This window comes from Pseudoxanthomonas sp. LjRoot125, from assembly GCF_964252705.1.
GTDB lineage: Bacteria > Pseudomonadota > Gammaproteobacteria > Xanthomonadales > Xanthomonadaceae > Pseudoxanthomonas_A.
On sequence record NZ_CAXUOY020000001.1, the window covers coordinates 210,619 to 226,973 of the forward strand.

Below are 16,355 nucleotides of genomic sequence, written 5' to 3' on the forward strand. Positions count from 1 at the left end.
CCGCCACCTTCACACTGCCGCCATGACGACGCCCTTGGTGAAGATCCGTTCCGAACGCGACCAGATGTCGGCCATCGAGCGCCGCATCGCCGACTTCATCCTGGACAACGCCCACCTGCTGCGCGACTACTCTTCGCAGCAGCTGGCCAGCGCGCTGGGCATCAGCCAGTCCAGCGTGGTGAAGTTCGCGCAGAAGTTCGGTTTCAAGGGCTATCCCGACCTCAAGTACTCGATCGGCGAGACGATCGCGCGCAACGGCAACGGCCAGGCTGCGCTGCCGGTCGCGACGCAGGACGACGCCGGCGATGCCTACCTGCGCCTGCAGGAAGCGCTGCGCCTGAGCAAAGCCGCGGCCGAGGAAGAAACCCGCGCGCTCAATCCGCGCGCGCAGGTGGAAGCCATCGTCGGCCTGATCGACGGCGCCGGCAAGGTGTTCGTTTGCGGCCTGGGCGACGACGGCCTGTTCGCGCGCGAGTTCGCCGTGCGGCTGTCGCTGCTCGGCCTGCTGACCGTGCCGCACGCCGACCCCATCCTGATGATGGCCAACCTGTCGGCGGCGCGGCCCGGCGACGTGCTGCTGATGTTCTCCGAGTTCGGCAAGCTGCCCGAGCTCTCGCAGGTCAGCCGCCAGTTCCAGGCGTTCGAAGGCAAGGTCATCTCGATCACGCGCCACACCGCCAACCCGCTGCGCGCGCATGCCGATGCCGCACTGGTCGTCTCCGCGCACGACCCCGAACCGCATGTGGAGCAGTTGCTGTATCGCTCTTCCCTGCAGTCGCTGCTGGATTTCCTGTTCGTCCTGCTGTGCCAGAACCCCGGCCGGCACCGCCAGCTCGCCCTCAATCTAGAACGCATCCATCACCTGCTGGAGTCGTGATGCCTGTCCTGCACCGAGTGTTCCGCCCCTTCCTGCTCGCGGCCCTGCTGCTGTCCGGCACCAGCGCCTGCGCGACGCAGGCGACGACGCCCGCGCCGTTGCCGTGGCGCGATGCCCGCCAACTGGTGCTGGTGCTGACCGACGGCTGGGACGCCACGCAGGGCACGCTGCATCGTTTCGAATGGAAGGACGGCCAGTGGCGTGCCGCGGGCGAGGCATCACCGATCGCCGTCGGTCGCAACGGCGCGGCCTGGGGACTGGGATTGCACCCGGCGCAGGCCGACGGCCCGCGCAAGCAGGAAGGCGATGGCCGCGCACCCGCCGGTGTGTTCACGCTTGGCGAGGCGTTCGGCTATGCCGCAAAGGGCAGCACCGCGTTGCCGTACCGCGCGATGCAGGCCACGAGCTATTGCATCGACGTGCCGGACTCGCCGCTCTACAACCGCATCGTCGACACACGTGAGGTCGGCGAAGCCGCAGCGAAGGGTTCCACCGAACCGATGCGCCTGGACCTGCATAACAACGGCGACCCGCGCTACCGCGAAGGCCTGGTGATCGGCCATAACGCGAACGCCGCGCCGCGCGGTGGCAGCTGCATCTTCGCCCACCTGTGGCGCACGCCCGGCGAAGCGACGGCGGGCTGCACCGCGATGGCCGCGGAGACGATGGACGCCTTGTTCGGCTGGCTGCAGCCTGCGGAGCGCCCGGTCTTCGTCCTGCTGCCGCGCCCGGAGTACGCGCGACTCGCACGCGACTGGCAGCTGCCGGAGACCGCACGATGAGGTGGCCCGGCGCCACCGCGCGCGTCCTCATCGGCCTGGTCGCCGGCGCGCTCGCCGGCCTGTCGCTCGCGCACTGGTGGCCGGCTTCCGCGGGCACCGCCGTCGCCATCGCCCAACCGATCGGCAAGCTGTGGCTCAGCGGCCTGCAGATGACCGTCGTGCCGCTGGTGTTGTCGCTGGTGATCCTCGGCGTGGCCACCGCCAGCGATGCGGCCGCGTCGGGGCGTGTCGCCCGGCGGGCGATGGTCGTGTTCATCGCGGTGCTGTCGCTATTCGCCGCCTATGCGGCCATCGTCGCGCCGCTGGTGCTGTCGGCGGTGCCGCCGAGCGCGGCCCTGACCGCGACGCTGCATGGCACGCTGCCCACGGCCGGGGCGCTCGAAACGCCCGGCCTGGCGCAATGGATCGGCGCCATCGTGCCGAGCAACGCGATCATGGCTGCGGCGCAAGGCGCCATGTTGCCGGTGGTGGTGTTCGCCCTGTTCTTCGGTTTCGCGCTGACGCGCGTGGATGCGGACCGCCGTGCGCAGATCATCACGTTCTGTCATGGCATCGCCGACACCATGATCGTGATCGTGCGCTGGATGCTGGTGGCCGCCCCGATCGGCGTGTTCGCACTCGTGCTCGCGGTCTGCGCGCAGGCCGGCATTGGCGTGATCGGCGCGCTGGCTGGCTACATCGTCCTGCAGTGCGGCATGTACCTGGGCGCGACGTTGATGTGCTACGTGCTGGTGGCGGTGTTCGCGCGGCAGTCGCCGCTCGCCTTCGCCAAGGCCATCCTGCCGGCGCAGGTGGTTGCGGCCAGCACGCAATCCTCGCTGGCCTCGTTGCCGGCGATGGTCGAAACCGCGCGCTTCCGCCTGGGCCATCCGCGCGCGGTCGCGGCGCTGGTGTTGCCGATGGCGGTGACGCTGTTCCGCATCACCAGCCCGATCCAGTACGTCGTCGCCGCGTGCTTCGTCGCGTGGGCCTACGGCATCGATCTCAATGCGGTGACGCTGGCAGGTGGCGCGGCACTGGCGGTGGTGATCAGCCTGGGGTCGATCGGCCTGCCGGGCCAGGTCAGCTTCATGGCCACGGTGATGCCGGTGACGCAGTCGATGGGCCTGCCGATCGAACCGCTGGGCCTGTTGCTGGCGGTGGACACCATTCCGGATGTCTTCGCCACCACCGGCAATGTCACCGGCGACCTGACCGCCAGCAGCATCGTCGCGCGCCAGTCACCGGATGCCGTCGATGCGGATACGGAAGGCCATTCGGGCGAGCCCTGAGGCAACGACGCGGGACGGAAGTCCCGCTCAGTCGTTGCGTGACGCAGGCGCGGCGGGATCCTGTTTGCTCCGCGTGGGATAGCGCGTGGCGCGGTATCCGGCCAGCACCCAGCGGATCGGATCGGCCAGATCGGGGTGCGGTGCCAAGGTCTTCAGCACGTCTTCCCAGATGCCCTCGTGCACCCAGCGGGTGAAGCGCACGTAGACCGTATGCCACGCACCGTAGTCGGGTGGCAGGTAGCTCCAAGGGGCGCGGTTGATCGCCACCCACAGCACCGCGTCGAGGAAGACCCGGGTGCGTTCGCCGTTCTTTGCACGGGCGCGCACGAGCGGCGGCAAGCGGTCGGCGATCAGGTGCCACCGCGCATCATCCAGGCGCGACGCCGTGTCGCCATCGGCACCCTGCTGCACATCCCCTGTCGCCATGTCCGCCTCCCCTGCATGTTGTGCGAAATCCCTTCGCTGCACAGGAGAATTCGTCGCGTCGCAGGCAATGCGGACACGACAGGGCGCGCTCAGCCCTGGGGCACGCCGTCCATGTTCGGCAGATGATGGGCCACGCCCTTGTGGCAATCGATGCAGGTCTTCTTGCCGGTGCCCAACCACAGCTTGTGCACCTGCGCCGCGCGCGATCCCTGCCGGGTGAGGTCCATCGAATCGTAGTCGTGGCAGTTGCGGCACTCCAGCGAATCGTTGGCCTTCAGCCGGTTCCATTCGTGCGTGGCCAGGATCAGGCGCTCGTCGAGGAACTCCTCGCGTGTGTCGATGGTGCCGAAGATCTTGCCCCAGACCTCCTTGGACGCCTGCATCTTGCGCGCGATCTTGTCCGTCCAGTTGTGCGGCACGTGGCAGTCGGGGCAGGTCGCGCGCACGCCGGAACGGTTGCTGTAGTGGATCGTGGTCTTCAGTTCCTCGAAGACGTTGTCGCGCATCTCATGGCAACTGGTGCAGAAGGCTTCTGTATTGGTCGCCTCGAGCGCCGTGTTGAAGCCGCCCCAGAAGATCACGCCCGCCAGGAAGCCGGCCACCGTCAGGAAGCCCAGGCTGTAGTGGCGGCTCGGCAGGCGCAACGTGCGCCACAGTCCCAGCACCCGTGCTTTCGTCCGTGACCACATGGGCTACTCCTTCGCCGACGGTGGGGACGACAACACGCTGTCGATGTCGCGGAACTGGTTCGCCACCAGCACCGGCGCATCGGTCTGCACCACGTGGCACTGGTTGCAGAAGTAGCGCCGCGGCGAGATCGTCGCCAGGAACTGGTCGTCGCGGTCCATGTAGTGGGTCACGCTGACCGGCGGCGCCTGGAACGTGGCCGCGTTGGCGCGTGCGTGGCACAGCATGCAGCGGTTGCTGTTCCTGTCGATCTGGTAGCCGTCGATCGCGTGCGGAATCGTCGGCGGCTGCATCGGGTACGCGCGGGCACGCTTGAGGTCGGCGTTCTCCACGCGGGCCATGGGCGGCGGGTGGCCCTCCTGGTCGATCGGCACGCCGCGGCGGATCGCATCGATCTGCCCACCGCCGGGCACGAACACCGCGCGCGCGTCCACCGGCGTGGATGCGACCTCCGCCACGGCGTCGGCATGCTTCGGCCGGCCGAACATCCAGCCCGCCACGAACACCAGCGCCATCAGCACCCCTGTCAGCGCCACCGCGATCCATAGCTGCTTGTTCTGCATGGCGAGCCTCCTAGGCGGCGACGACCTTGACCGCGCACTTCTTGTAGTCGGTCTGCTTGGAAATCGGATCGGTGGCATCCAGCGTGACCTTGTTGATCAGCTGGCCGGCGTCGAACCACGGTACGAACACGACGCCGCGCGGCATCCGGTTGCGCCCGCGCGTTTCCACCCGCGAGCGCATCTCGCCCCGGCGCGAGGCCACGATGATCTCGTCGCCGCGCTTGAGGCCGCGCTCTTTCGCGTCATCCGGATTCATGAACACCACGGCCGCCGGGAACGCCTTGTACAACTCGGGCACGCGCATCGTCATCGAACCCGAGTGCCAGTGCTCCAGCACCCGGCCGGTGACCAGCCACAGGTTGAACTCGTCGTCGGGCGATTCGGCGGCGGGCTCGTAAGGCAGCGCCCAGATCACCGCCTTGCCGTCCTTGTTGCCGTAGAACTCGAAGCCGCTCCCCGCCTTGACGTAAGGATCGGCGCCTTCGCGGTAGCGCCAGCGCGTCTCCTTGCCCTTGACCACCGGCCAGCGCAGGCCGCGCGCCTTGTGGTAATCGTCGAACGGCGCCAGATCGTGGCCGTGGCCGCGACCGAAGGCCGCGTACTCCTCGAACAGGCCCTTCTGCACGTAGAACCCGAACAGCGCCGATTCGTCGTTGGCGTAGCCGCGTTCGATCTGCTCGCTCGGGAAGCGGTCCACGTTGCCGTTGCGGTAGAGCACGTCGAACAGCGTCTTGCCCTTGTACTGCGGGTTCGCCGCCAACAGGTCGGCCGGCCAGCACTCGTCGGTGGTGAAGCGCTTCGAGAATTCCATCAGCTGCCACAGGTCCGAGCGTGCTTCCCCCGGCGCCTTCACCAACTGGTGCCAGAACTGCGTGCGCCGCTCGGCGTTGCCGTAGGCGCCCTCTTTCTCCACCCACATCGCCGCAGGCAGGATCAGGTCCGCCGCCTGCGCCGTCACCGTGGGATAGGCATCGGAGACGACGATGAAGTTGTCGGGGTTGCGGTAGCCCGGCCAGGTTTCCTCGCGCAGGTTCGCCGCGGCCTGCATGTTGTTGTTGACCATCACCCAGTACGCGTTGAGCTTGCCGTCCTTCAACGCGCGGTTCTGTTCGACGGCGTGGTAACCCACCTTCGGATTGATGGTGCCGGGCGGGAGTTTCCAGATCTCCTCGGCGTGCTTCCGGTGTTCGGGATTGGTCACCACCATGTCGGCCGGCAGGCGATGGCTGAACGTGCCCACCTCGCGCGCCGTGCCGCACGCCGACGGTTGCCCGGTCAGCGAGAACGGGCTGTTGCCCGGCGTGGCGATCTTCCCGGTCAGCAGGTGGATGTTGTAGACCATGTTGTTGGCCCACACACCGCGCGTGTGCTGGTTGAAGCCCATGGTCCAGAACGACATCACCTTGGTCTTCGGATCGGCGTACAGCTCGGCCAGCTGCTCCAGCCAGCCGCGTTCCGCGCCCGTCATCTCGACGGCCTTGTCCAGCGTATACGGCGCCACGAAGCGTGCGAAATCCTCATAGCTGATCGGCTGGCCGCCGTTGGGATCCTTCGCGTTCTTCGCCTTCACTTCCAGCGGATGCTCCGGCCGCAGGCCGTAGCCGATGTCGTCGTTGCCACGCTTGAAGGTGGTGTGCTTGCCGACGAAGTCCTGGTTGACCTTGCCGGTGCGGATGATGTGGTTGGCGATGTAGTTGAGGATGACCAGGTCGGTCTGCGGCTTGAAGATGATCGGGATGTCGGCCAGCTCGAAGCTGCGGTGCTCGAAGGTGGACATCACCACCACCTTCACGTGCGGATGCGACAACCGCCGATCGGTCACCCGCGTCCACAGGATCGGGTGCATCTCGGCCATGTTCGAACCCCACAGCACGAATGCATCGGCCGCCTCGATGTCGTCGTAGCAGCCCATCGGCTCGTCCATGCCGAAGGTGCGCATGAAGCCCATCACCGCCGAGGCCATGCAATGGCGCGCGTTCGGGTCGATGTGGTTGCTGCGGAAGCCGGCCTTCATCAGCTTGTTGGCCGCATAGCCTTCGAAGATCGTCCACTGCCCCGAGCCGAACATGCCGATCGCGTCGCTGCCTTTCTCCTTGAGGACGCGCTTGAACTGCGCCGCCATCACGTCGAAGGCTTCATCCCACTCCACGGTGGTGAACTCGCCGTCCTTCGCGTACACGCCGTTCTTCTTCCGCAGCAGCGGCAGGGTCAGGCGGTCGGCACCGTACAGGATCTTCGAGAGGAAGTAGCCCTTCACGCAGTTGATGCCGCGGTTGACCTCGGCGTGCACGTCACCGTGCGTGGCCACCACGCGCCCGTCCTTGACCGCGACGTTCACGCCGCAGCCGGTACCGCAGTAGCGGCATGGCGCCTTGTCCCACTTCAGCGTGGTCAGGTCGCCCTCGGTGACGACGTTGCTGCCGGTGCCGGTCAGCGGCAGGCCGGCCGCGGCGGCGGCCGTGGCCAGCGCGCTGTGGCGGATGAAGTCACGACGTGTGCTCATGGGCCTCTCCGGTCGCGGACAGGATGGACAGTGAAGGCAACGGTTCGTCGAGCGCGTGCGCCGGCTCGGCGTGGTGGTAGACCAGCAGCACGTTGAGCACGCCGGGCACCGCCTGCAGCTGGTCGACGCGCTCCATCACCGCATGGCGATCGGCGGATTCGCAGATCACCACGCTGCGCGTGCCGCCGGCGAGCGCCAGGTCGAGGTCGGCGTGTTCGCGGATCATCGCGGACAGCGCGTCGCCGGCGGTGTCGCGATGCTGGATGACGAAGCTGGCGATATGGATGTCGGGTGCGGATGCGTTCAAGCGACGGCCTCCATGGCGGGTGCGTGCTGCAGGGTGATGGCATCCACCGGACACGGCGCGACGCAGGCGCCGCAGCCCGTGCATGCCTCGAGATCGACGGTGGCCGCGCCGCGCGCGCCGGGCGACACGCGGATCGCGGACGCGGGGCAGACGTCACGGCAGCTGGCGCAGACCACGCCCTGCGCCGACAGGCAGGTGGCGGCGACCTGGGCGACGAGCGTCCACGGCGGATCACGCGCAGGCTCGAACGCACCGCTGTCGCATGCCGCCACGCAGTCGCCACAGAACGTGCATTCGCCTGCGTGCGCCTCGAAGCGCGGCAGGCCGTCGGCACCGCGGACCAGTACCTGCTCGGGACACGCACGCACGCAGCCATCGCAGTGCGTGCAGGCGGCAAGGAACTCAGGCTCGGGCTTCGCCCAGGGCGGTCGGAACGCGCTGGGCAACGGTTCGGCGGGCCTGCGGCCGAACAGCAGGGCACGACGGGACGGGGAGCGGATATCGCCCATCGCTCACGGCCCGGTCGGCGGCCCGGAGAACAGCAGCTGCCACATCCACACCAGGAAGCCGTAGCCGGCGACGATCAGCACGGCCGCCAGCGGAAAGATGACCGCCGTCAGCAACAGGAACGCGGTGCGCTCCTGTTTCTTGCTCGCAACGGCTGTTCCTTCGCTCTGCTCCATGATGCCTACCTTGCGGTTGGGTACTGGGTGCGACGATGCTGCGGCCGCAGGCTATCACATTCATATGACCGCCCCGGCGCCTGTCATCGGCAGGGAAACTCAGGGCACCGGATGCGCGAGCGTGCGCCAGTCTTCGGGCGTGTTGCAGTTGCGCAACGCCTGCGACCAGGGTGCTGCGGGCAGTACCTGCGTCTCCACGCCGTGCTGCAGCGCGCGCAACGAACGCTCGCGGCCGGAACGCTGGCCGATGTCTTCCATCACGGCGCGCAGGCGGTCGTCCATCCGCAGCCGCATCGGCAAGGCATGGCCTCCCACGCAGGCGCACGTGGCCCCGGCGGCGAGCAAGGCGTGCAGCAGGTCCGCGGACAGCAGCGGCATGTCCACGGGGACCACGATCCATGCGCCGTCATGCAGGCGCGGCGCGAGTTGCGCCAGCGCGCCCATCGGTCCGGTATCGGGCGTCGCGTCGGGCACGCCGCCGATCTCCGGGCGATCACCGCTGACGATCACCTCGCTTGCGCCTGCGGTGAGCAGCAACGCGCGCATGTGCGTCAGCAACGTGCCGTCGCCCCAGGGCAGCAAGGCCTTGTCCGTGCCCATGCGCGAGGAGCGCCCGCCCGCGAGCAGCACCGCACGCCAGGCGGGCGATGCCAGGCTCACGCCGGCATCCACGCGGGCGGCTGCAAATGGCTCAACCCGTGCACCTGCACCGCGGTGCCTGCGACCACATCACCGACGTCGGCCGGCAGCGTGATCCATGCGCTTGCCTGCGCGAACGGCAGCAGGCGGAACGAGGCCTGCGCAGTCGCCACGTGCGCGCGCAGTCGACCGTCGCCGTCGCACTGCAGCGTGCCGTGCAAGGCCGCATGCAGCCCGGTACGCGAGCGGCAGTCGTCGGCGAGCGGCAACCAGCGCGGCGTTTCCGGCGGCAAACCCAGCCAGGCGCGCAGCAGCGGTTCGACAAGGAAGCGGAAGCCCACCGCGGTCGACAACGGGTTGCCCGGCAGGCCGACGAACAGCGGCCCTTCGCGCAGGCGCGCGGCGAGCACCGGCTTGCCCGGACGGATCGCCACGCCGTGGAACAGGATCTCGGCACCCCGCGCAGCGAGCGCGGCGGGCACGAAGTCGTAGCAGCCCTTCGACACCGCGCCCGTGCTGAGCACCAGGTCGACGCCCTCGGCGAGTGCAGCATCCAGCGCGGCCTGGAACGCGGCCACGTCATCGCCCACGCGCACGACGCGCTGCACGTCGGCACCGGCGGCGGCGATGGCGAGCGCGAGATAGGGTGAAGTCGCATCGTGGATGCCGCCCGGTGGCAGCCGTTCGCCCGCCGCGACGATCTCGCGGCCCGTCGCCAGCACCACCACGCGTGGACGACGCGCCACCGGGACCCGGCCGACGCCCAGGCCGGCGATCAGCATCAGTGAGGCAGCATCGAGCACGTGTCCGGCCGGCAACACGGACTGCCCCGGCATCACGTCTTCGCCGCGGCGACGGATGTTCGCGCCAGCCGCCACGTCGCCCAGCACGCGTATCCGCGACGCGCCCGAGGCCGACGCAGGCAACGTCTCGATCCGTTCCACGGGAACGACCGTATCGGCGCGCGCCGGCAACGGGGCGCCGGTCATGATCTCCCACGCCAACGCGTCATCCTGCGGCGCAGGCTCGCCGGCGCCGATGCGCGCACCGATCTCCCACGCCCGTGCATCCGGCAGCGGCATGCCGCCGGTCGCGAGCGCCACGCCGTCCAGCGCCGCATTGTCGAAAGGCGGCAACGCGAGGTCACTGACGATCGCGGCGGCCAGCACGCGGCCGAGCGCGTCGCCGGGCGCGAGCGTCTGCGTGCCGCGCAAGGTCGCGCCGTCCGTCAGTCGTGCCACCGCGTCGTGGTACCCGATCACCTTGCCTCCTCGTCCCTGGCGTTACGGCGGGCACCAGCCTAGTGCGGCCCCGTGCGCTTGCCAATCGTGGCGAACGAACGCGCCTTCACGCCGCTGAAGGCTGCGACGCCACGCCGCGGGCGGTTGACCCATGTCAAGGACAACCCCGCCACGCGCGCCTAGCCTGCACGCATGGCCAGCCTGTCCTCCCTCTTCGACCCCGAGTTGCTGCGGCGCTACGACACGCCGGGGCCGCGCTACACCTCGTATCCCACCGCCCCGCAGTTCTCGCCCGGCTTCGACGAAGCCGACCTGCGCGGCATGGCGGCGATCAGCAATGGCGACCCGATTCCGCGTCCGCTCTCGCTGTACCTGCACATTCCGTTCTGCACCAGCCCGTGCTTCTACTGCGGCTGCAACCGCATCATCACCCGCGACACCGCGCGCGGCGCCGCCTACCTGACGCGGCTGTACCGCGAAGTGGCGATGGTGTCGGCCTTGTTCGACCGTGACCGCGACGTGGAGCAGGTGCACTTCGGCGGCGGCACCCCCAATTTCCTGACGCCATGGCAGATCGCCGAAGCGATGGATGTGTTGCGCCGGCATTTCTCGTTCGCCGCACCGTCGCGGCTGGATTGCTCGATCGAACTCGACCCGCGCTTCATCAGCCCCGACGACGTGGGCGAACTGGCCAAGGCCGGCTTCAACCGCGCCAGCCTGGGCGTGCAGGATTTCGATCCCGAGGTGCAGCGCGCGGTCAATCGCATCCAGAGTGTCGAACAGACCCTGGCGATCATCGATGCCTGTCGTACGCACGGCCTGCAGTCGGTCAACGTCGACCTGATCTACGGGTTGCCGAAGCAGAGCCTGGCCGGCTTCTCGCGCACGCTCGACATCACCCTGCAGGCGCGGCCGGACCGGCTGGCGATCTACAGCTACGCGCACCTGCCGTCGATGTTCCGCCCGCAGCAGCGCATCAATGCCGACGAGCTGCCATCGCCCGAAGTGAAACTCGGCCTGCTGCAATGCGCGATCGACAAGCTCGGCGAGGCCGGCTACGTCTACATCGGCATGGATCACTTCGCGCTGCCCGGCGACAGCCTGGCCGAGGCGCAGCGACGCGGCGGCCTGCATCGCAATTTCATGGGCTACACCACTCATGCCGAGAGCGACCTGGTGGGCCTGGGCGTCAGCGCCATCAGCCACATCGGTCCGAGCTTCAGCCAGAACCCGCGCGATCTCGGCAGCTGGGAGCAGGCCATCGACCAGGGCCATCTGCCGGTGTGGCGCGGCATGCGGCTGGAAGAAGACGACGTGATCCGCGCCGATGTCATCCAGCAGCTGATGTGCCACGGCACACTGGACTACCGCGACCTCGGCCGCCGGCACGTGATCGACTTCGCGACCTATTTCGCCGATGCGCTGCAACGCCTGCGCCCGTTGCAGGAGGACGGCCTGGTGGAACTGGACCGCGACGGCCTGCGCGCGACCTCGCGTGGGCGCATGCTGTTGCGTATCATCGCCATGTGCTTCGACCGCTACCTGCCCACCGCTGCAGCCTCGACGCCTCGCTTCTCGCGCACGGTCTGACCTTCCCGGGAGTGTCCGCATGACCTCACCGCTGGTCTTCCCGCGCACCGATGCGAGCATCGTCGCCGACGACGGCGATTCGCTGACCTTCTGCTCCACCTGCGCGTTCTCGCAGGCCTGCCTGTCCGAAGGCATGGACAAGCGCGCGCTGATGGACCTGCACGTGCTGGTCGAACACGTTGGCCCGCTGCGCGCCGGCGAACACGTGTTCCGCGAAGGCGACCCGTTCGGCGCGATCGCCGCGGTGCGCGCCGGCACGGTGAAGACCTACCAGATCGACCGCAACGGACACGAGCAGGTGCTCGGCTTCCACCTGCCGGGCGAAGTGATCGGCCTCAACGCCATCCACGGCGACCGCTACCCGTGCAACGCGATCGCGCTGGACACGGTGATGCTGTGCCGCTTCTCGTTCCCGAAGATCGCGATGCTGGCCGCGCGCCTGCCCAACCTGCAGGCGCACCTGTTCAAGCTGATGAGCCGCGACATCGGCGTGGCCTCGCTGTTCGCGCGCGACAACACCGCCGACGAACGCATGGCCGCGTTCCTGATCGGCCTTTCGCGCCGGCTGGCCGCACGCGGCTTCTCGCCACGCCGGTTCCAGCTGACGATGGCGCGCACCGACATCGCCAACTACCTGCGCCAGGCGCCCGAGACGGTCAGCCGCGTGCTACGCCGCTTCGAACAGGACGGCCTGCTGCACATCAAGCAGCGCGACGTCGAGATCCTCGACCTGCCCCGCCTGGAAGCCCTCGCGCTGGCCGTGCTGCGGGATTGATCGCGGGCGTGCCCCGGCGCATGTCGCGCGCCCATCCTCTTTCTCGCGACACCCACGACACGGCGATGGTGTGCCGAGGCACACCCTACGTGGCTCCTGGAGACAGCGACTTCGGCAATTACCTGTCGGCTTGACCTGCGTCATGGAGCCCCCGGGCCGGCGCGCCGATGATGCGGCCGTTTCCCGAGGAGAGCCGCATCATGAATTCGACACGCAAGTTGTGGGTGGGGTTGGCGGCCCTGCTCATTGCGTCGTTCGCCGTCCTGCTTTGGGTCGGCAGCGAAGTGCATCGCCAGGCGCCGCCGGTACCCGAACGGGTCGTGGCGGAGGACGGCCGGGTGATCTTCACCCGCCAGGACATCGAGACCGGCCGCCAGGTCTGGCAGTCCATCGGTGGACAGCAGTTGGGCTCCATCTGGGGCCACGGTGGCTATGTGGCGCCCGACTGGGGCGCGGACTGGCTGCACCGCGAAGCCGAGGCCATCCTGGACGGATGGGCAAAGCGCGAAGCCGGCGCGGAAGGCTACAAGCAGCTCGACGCGCCCACCCAGGCCGCCTACGCCACGCGCGTGCAGGCGCTGATGCGGCCCAACACCTACGACGCCGCGAGCGGCACGATCACGCTGTCGAACGATCGCGCCGATGCGATCGGCGTGGTCGGTGCGCATTACCAAAGCCTGTTCTCCGCCGATCCGGCCACCGGCGACCTGCGCGAGGCCTATGCCATGCGCAACGACACCGTGCCCGACGCCGAACACCGCCGCCAGCTGACCGCGTTCTACTGGTGGGCGGCGTGGTCGTCGGTGACCGAGCGCCCGGGTGCGGACATCAGCTACACGGCCAACTGGCCGGCGGACGAGCTGGTCGGTAACACGCCGCCGCCGAGTGCCTTCCTGTGGACGGTCTTCAGCGTGCTGTTCCTGATCGCCGGTGTCGCCTTGCTCGGCTGGCACTACGCGGTCAACCACGGCGACGAGATGGCACCGGTGCTGCCGAAGAGCGACCCGCTGGCGAAGATCAAGATCACGCCGTCGATGCGCGCCACCGCGAAGTATTTCTGGGTGGTCATCGCGCTGTTCGTGGTGCAGATCCTGCTGGGCGCGATCACCGCGCATTACCAGGTGGAAGGCCAGGAAGCCTACGGCTTCGCGCTGGCCGACATCCTCCCGTACTCGCTGACGCGCACGTGGCACACCCAACTCGCGGTGCTGTGGATCGCGACCGCGTGGCTGGGCATGGGCCTGTACATCGGCCCGGCGATCTCCGGGCACGAACCGAAATTCCAGCGCCTGGGCGTCAACTTCCTCTGGACCTGCCTGATCATCATCGTGGTCGGCGCCTTCACCGGGCAGTGGTTCGCGGTGATGCAGAAGCTCGGCCTGGAGCACAACTTCTGGTTCGGCCACCAGGGCTGGGAATACGTCGACCTGGGCCGCTTCTGGCAGTGGTTCCTCTTCATCGGCCTGACGTTGTGGCTGGTGCTGGTGGGCCGTGCGCTGTGGCCGGCCATCCGCAACGGCGGCGAATCGCGCAGCATCGTCAGCCTGCTGTTCCTGTCCACGGTGGCGATCGGCCTGTTCTACGCGGCCGGCCTGATGTGGGGCGAACACACGCACCTGTCGATGGTCGAGTACTGGCGCTGGTGGGTGGTGCACCTGTGGGTGGAAGGCTTCTTCGAGGTGTTCGCAGTGGCGGTGATCGCCTTCCTGTTCACCCGCCTGGGCCTGCTGCAGACCAGGACCGCCACGGTGGCGGTGCTGTTCGCCACCATCGTGTTCATGGCCGGTGGCGTGCTGGGCACGCTGCACCACCTGTACTTCACCGGCACGCCGACCGCGGTGATCGCGTTGGGCGCGAGCTTCTCCGCGCTGGAAGTGGTGCCGCTGGCCTACGTGGGCTTCGAGGCGTACCACAGCTGGAAGATGGGCAAGGCCACGCCGTGGATGCAGCGCTACCGCTGGCCGATCCAGTTCTTCATCGCGGTGTCGTTCTGGAACCTGGTGGGCGCGGGCCTGTTCGGCTTCCTGATCAACCCGCCGCTGCCGCTGTACTACATGCAGGGCCTGAACCTGACGCCGAACCACGGCCACACCGCGCTGTTCGGCGTGTACGGCATGCTCGGCATCGGCCTGATGCTGTTCTGCCTGCGCGGGCTGAAGCCGGACGTGGTGTGGAACGAGAAGCTGCTGAAGACCGCGTTCTGGTCGCTCAACATCGGCCTGGCCGGCATGTCGCTGCTGACCCTGCTGCCGCTGGGCATCCTGCAGCTCAATGCGGCGCTGGAGCACGGTTACTGGTTCGCACGCTCGGCGGAGTTCATGCAGCAGCCGATCGTGGACATGCTGGTGTGGATGCGCGTGCCGGCCGACACGCTCTTCAGCGTGGGTGCGCTGGCGCTGGTGTGGTTCGTGGCCAGCCTGTGGCTGGCCCCGCGCCGCGAGCCGCTGCCGGTCGCACATCCCAGCGAAGCCTGACCCTGGAACCGGCCTCTCCGGGTGGGGAGGCCGGGCCACCTGCTGCAGGTTGCAGCCCCGAGAGCCGCGCACGCGGCTCTCTTTTTTTGAGAACGAAGCGCCGAATGCCACGCTCGGGGCTCGGAATGTCATCGATGGAGTGCGGTAGCTCGATCTGTCTCACATCGAGCCCGCGACATCACATTCCGAAGGGCATCGATGGGCCTCGGTAGCTCGGCACCTCACACGCAGCATGTCAGCGACGAAGCCCTGAGCTTCGTGCACGGAGCTCGGAGCGCGATCGATGGTTTCCTGAAAGCCATCGATGGCACGCCGGAGCCCGGGACCTCACACGCCGAAGCCCATCGATGGGACTTTGTGCCTTGCGCTTGGGATTCCGAGCCCCATCGACGGCGCTCCGCGCCCCATCCCCGGTCGAGCCACGGCCGAACGACGCCCTGCGGGATGACACGTCCTCACATTCACCCCGGCCGATGGGGTGTTTCACGTTTAGCATCGGGGGACGGCAGGGGTGCCGGGGAACGACCGCATGAGATTTGCCGTATCGATCGTGGTGGCGCTGCTCACGCTGCTGGCGGGCATCCTGCTGTCGGGGGCGGGGCACGGATGGGTCACAGGCAGTACGGGCGCCTTCGTCCTCGCGCCGATCGCCTTCTTCGCCAGCCGCAACGCACTTGCGCCCAGTCCATCCCCGCGCATCGCATGGGCCGTCCTGGTGTGCGGTTTGGCGACGTGCGCGTGGGTGGCGATCCACACCGTCATGGAAGGCGGTGAGCACTTCTTTCCGTACTTCCGCATCAACGGTGTGATGGGCGCATCCGTTGCCGTCCTCGCTGTCCTGGGCTGGCTGGCTCCTTCGCTGTGGGGGCTGGTTCGCGTGCGGGGGCGATGGCACCGAACCGGTATGCAGGCCGGTGCAACTCATCTAACCGGTTCAAAACGAACCACTCCACCACGATGAAAACAGACATGAAGCATCTCTTGCTGTTGCTGTTCGTACTGGCGTCGTCACTCGCTCACAGCAGCGAAGCCGCGTCCCCTCAAGAAGCCGTCAACGCGTTCTACGCGCTGGAGATCCATGGACCGTTCTCTGACGACGGACGCATGCTTGGGAATGCCAGGCACTTGGTGTCAAAGGAATTGGACGCGCTGCTGACCGCCACCGATCGCTATCAGGATGCATGCCGGGCGCTCGTGCCGCCCGATGTGAAGCCGTGGATCATCGATGCCGACCCTTGGTACTTCCATTCCGCGGACGGCGCCAGAGCGATCGAGGGGACCCGCCTGGTTTCGCAAGGAAGAACGGCCGCGCTTGTTGCCGCGAAGCTTGCTTACGACCCCAGCATGCGGTGGACGGACACCGTTGTCCTGGTAAAGGAAGCGGATGCTTGGCGCATTGCGAACATTCGGTTCGAGCAGGGAGGCGGACTGATCGAATCCCTACGTTCGTACATCAGCCAATCGTGCACCTCGGGATGACGTCCATGGGCTGGGCATGGCCCATGGGGTGGGCCGAGCAAAGCAAAGCCCGACACGT

Annotated in this window: 17 protein-coding genes; 8 read left to right on the forward strand and 9 right to left on the reverse strand. The window is 68.0% G+C overall.

Features of this window, described 5'->3' with window-relative positions; all coding sequences use genetic code 11:
• Nucleotides 1–22: 22 nt before the first annotated feature.
• The 3 genes from ACSION_RS00945 to ACSION_RS00955 are packed head-to-tail and all read left to right on the forward strand — an operon-like array spanning nt 23 to nt 2,930.
• Nucleotides 23–877, forward strand: coding sequence for a MurR/RpiR family transcriptional regulator (locus ACSION_RS00945; RefSeq protein WP_435304450.1), 855 nt, complete (start codon nt 23–25; stop codon nt 875–877).
• On the forward strand, nt 877–1,659 hold the full coding sequence (locus ACSION_RS00950; protein WP_435304451.1) for a L,D-transpeptidase family protein: 783 nt from the start codon (nt 877–879) through the stop codon (nt 1,657–1,659). Before ACSION_RS00945 ends, ACSION_RS00950 begins: the two co-directional genes overlap by 1 nt.
• Nucleotides 1,656–2,930: a dicarboxylate/amino acid:cation symporter gene (locus ACSION_RS00955; RefSeq protein ID WP_435304452.1), complete on the forward strand. Its 1,275-nt coding sequence runs from the start codon at nt 1,656–1,658 to the stop codon at nt 2,928–2,930. The genes ACSION_RS00950 and ACSION_RS00955 overlap by 4 nt, the downstream gene beginning before the upstream one ends.
• Before the next feature lie 27 nt (nt 2,931–2,957).
• On the opposite strand, the gene ACSION_RS00960 is transcribed toward ACSION_RS00955, so the two are convergent.
• The 9 genes from ACSION_RS00960 to ACSION_RS01000 all read right to left on the reverse strand — a co-directional run bounded on the left by ACSION_RS00960 (nt 2,958) and on the right by ACSION_RS01000 (nt 10,000).
• Nucleotides 2,958–3,356: a transposase gene (locus ACSION_RS00960; protein ID WP_435304453.1), complete on the reverse strand. Its 399-nt coding sequence runs from the start codon at nt 3,354–3,356 to the stop codon at nt 2,958–2,960.
• A gap of 89 nt (nt 3,357–3,445) precedes the next feature.
• The gene (locus ACSION_RS00965) at nt 3,446–4,045 is read right to left on the reverse strand and encodes a NapC/NirT family cytochrome c (RefSeq protein WP_435304454.1); all 600 of its coding nucleotides are present in this window, start codon (nt 4,043–4,045) and stop codon (nt 3,446–3,448) included.
• A 3-nt stretch (nt 4,046–4,048) separates the two neighbouring features.
• Nucleotides 4,049–4,606 (reverse strand): nitrate reductase cytochrome c-type subunit, encoded by a 558-nt coding sequence (locus ACSION_RS00970; RefSeq protein WP_435304455.1) that lies wholly within the window; start codon nt 4,604–4,606, stop codon nt 4,049–4,051.
• A 10-nt stretch (nt 4,607–4,616) separates the two neighbouring features.
• Nucleotides 4,617–7,109, reverse strand: a complete 2,493-nt coding sequence (gene napA, locus ACSION_RS00975; RefSeq protein ID WP_435304456.1) for a periplasmic nitrate reductase subunit alpha — start codon at nt 7,107–7,109, stop codon at nt 4,617–4,619.
• The gene (locus tag ACSION_RS00980; RefSeq protein ID WP_435304457.1) at nt 7,093–7,416 is read right to left on the reverse strand and encodes a chaperone NapD; all 324 of its coding nucleotides are present in this window, start codon (nt 7,414–7,416) and stop codon (nt 7,093–7,095) included. Before ACSION_RS00980 ends, napA begins: the two co-directional genes overlap by 17 nt.
• Nucleotides 7,413–7,925, reverse strand: a complete 513-nt coding sequence (gene napF, locus ACSION_RS00985) for a ferredoxin-type protein NapF (protein WP_435304458.1) — start codon at nt 7,923–7,925, stop codon at nt 7,413–7,415. Before napF ends, ACSION_RS00980 begins: the two co-directional genes overlap by 4 nt.
• 3 nt (nt 7,926–7,928) lie before the next feature.
• Complete coding sequence (locus ACSION_RS00990; RefSeq protein WP_093488832.1) at nt 7,929–8,099, reverse strand: periplasmic nitrate reductase, NapE protein; 171 nt, start codon at nt 8,097–8,099, stop codon at nt 7,929–7,931.
• A gap of 99 nt (nt 8,100–8,198) precedes the next feature.
• Nucleotides 8,199–8,759, reverse strand: coding sequence for a molybdenum cofactor guanylyltransferase (mobA, locus tag ACSION_RS00995; protein WP_435304459.1), 561 nt, complete (start codon nt 8,757–8,759; stop codon nt 8,199–8,201).
• Nucleotides 8,756–10,000: a molybdopterin molybdotransferase MoeA gene (locus ACSION_RS01000; protein ID WP_435304460.1), complete on the reverse strand. Its 1,245-nt coding sequence runs from the start codon at nt 9,998–10,000 to the stop codon at nt 8,756–8,758. Before ACSION_RS01000 ends, mobA begins: the two co-directional genes overlap by 4 nt.
• A gap of 171 nt (nt 10,001–10,171) precedes the next feature.
• On the opposite strand from ACSION_RS01000, the gene hemN reads away from it, so the two are divergent.
• The 5 genes from hemN (at nt 10,172) to ACSION_RS01025 (ending at nt 16,297) form a co-directional block, all read left to right on the forward strand.
• Nucleotides 10,172–11,569 (forward strand): oxygen-independent coproporphyrinogen III oxidase, encoded by a 1,398-nt coding sequence (gene hemN / locus ACSION_RS01005; RefSeq protein ID WP_435304461.1) that lies wholly within the window; start codon nt 10,172–10,174, stop codon nt 11,567–11,569.
• A gap of 19 nt (nt 11,570–11,588) precedes the next feature.
• The gene (locus ACSION_RS01010) at nt 11,589–12,344 is read left to right on the forward strand and encodes a helix-turn-helix domain-containing protein (RefSeq protein WP_093488838.1); all 756 of its coding nucleotides are present in this window, start codon (nt 11,589–11,591) and stop codon (nt 12,342–12,344) included.
• Nucleotides 12,345–12,544: 200 nt separating this feature from the next.
• Entirely contained in the window at nt 12,545–14,818 is a 2,274-nt protein-coding gene (locus tag ACSION_RS01015) for a nitric-oxide reductase large subunit (RefSeq protein WP_435304462.1), read from the forward strand.
• Nucleotides 14,819–15,347: 529 nt separating this feature from the next.
• Nucleotides 15,348–15,779 carry a hypothetical protein gene (locus ACSION_RS01020; RefSeq protein ID WP_435304463.1) on the forward strand — a complete coding sequence of 144 codons (432 nt, stop codon included), beginning with the start codon at nt 15,348–15,350 and terminating at the stop codon, nt 15,777–15,779.
• Nucleotides 15,780–15,787: 8 nt separating this feature from the next.
• Nucleotides 15,788–16,297 (forward strand): hypothetical protein, encoded by a 510-nt coding sequence (locus ACSION_RS01025; RefSeq protein ID WP_435304464.1) that lies wholly within the window; start codon nt 15,788–15,790, stop codon nt 16,295–16,297.
• Nucleotides 16,298–16,355: the final 58 nt, after the last annotated feature.

Excerpts from the sequence above, each read along its gene's own strand:
- ACSION_RS00945 (WP_435304450.1), top strand. The coding sequence starts at position 23 with ATGACGACGCCCTTGGTGAAGATCCGTTCCGAACGCGACCAGATGTCG.
- ACSION_RS00950 (WP_435304451.1), top strand. The coding sequence starts at position 877 with ATGCCTGTCCTGCACCGAGTGTTCCGCCCCTTCCTGCTCGCGGCCCTG.
- ACSION_RS00955 (WP_435304452.1), top strand. The coding sequence starts at position 1,656 with ATGAGGTGGCCCGGCGCCACCGCGCGCGTCCTCATCGGCCTGGTCGCC.
- ACSION_RS00960 (WP_435304453.1), bottom strand. The coding sequence starts at position 3,356 with ATGGCGACAGGGGATGTGCAGCAGGGTGCCGATGGCGACACGGCGTCG.
- ACSION_RS00965 (WP_435304454.1), bottom strand. The coding sequence starts at position 4,045 with ATGTGGTCACGGACGAAAGCACGGGTGCTGGGACTGTGGCGCACGTTG.
- ACSION_RS00970 (WP_435304455.1), bottom strand. The coding sequence starts at position 4,606 with ATGCAGAACAAGCAGCTATGGATCGCGGTGGCGCTGACAGGGGTGCTG.
- napA (WP_435304456.1), bottom strand. The coding sequence starts at position 7,109 with ATGAGCACACGTCGTGACTTCATCCGCCACAGCGCGCTGGCCACGGCC.
- napF (WP_435304458.1), bottom strand. The coding sequence starts at position 7,925 with ATGGGCGATATCCGCTCCCCGTCCCGTCGTGCCCTGCTGTTCGGCCGC.
- ACSION_RS00990 (WP_093488832.1), bottom strand. The coding sequence starts at position 8,099 with ATGGAGCAGAGCGAAGGAACAGCCGTTGCGAGCAAGAAACAGGAGCGC.
- hemN (WP_435304461.1), top strand. The coding sequence starts at position 10,172 with ATGGCCAGCCTGTCCTCCCTCTTCGACCCCGAGTTGCTGCGGCGCTAC.
- ACSION_RS01010 (WP_093488838.1), top strand. The coding sequence starts at position 11,589 with ATGACCTCACCGCTGGTCTTCCCGCGCACCGATGCGAGCATCGTCGCC.
- ACSION_RS01015 (WP_435304462.1), top strand. The coding sequence starts at position 12,545 with ATGAATTCGACACGCAAGTTGTGGGTGGGGTTGGCGGCCCTGCTCATT.
- ACSION_RS01020 (WP_435304463.1), top strand. The coding sequence starts at position 15,348 with ATGAGATTTGCCGTATCGATCGTGGTGGCGCTGCTCACGCTGCTGGCG.
- ACSION_RS01025 (WP_435304464.1), top strand. The coding sequence starts at position 15,788 with ATGAAGCATCTCTTGCTGTTGCTGTTCGTACTGGCGTCGTCACTCGCT.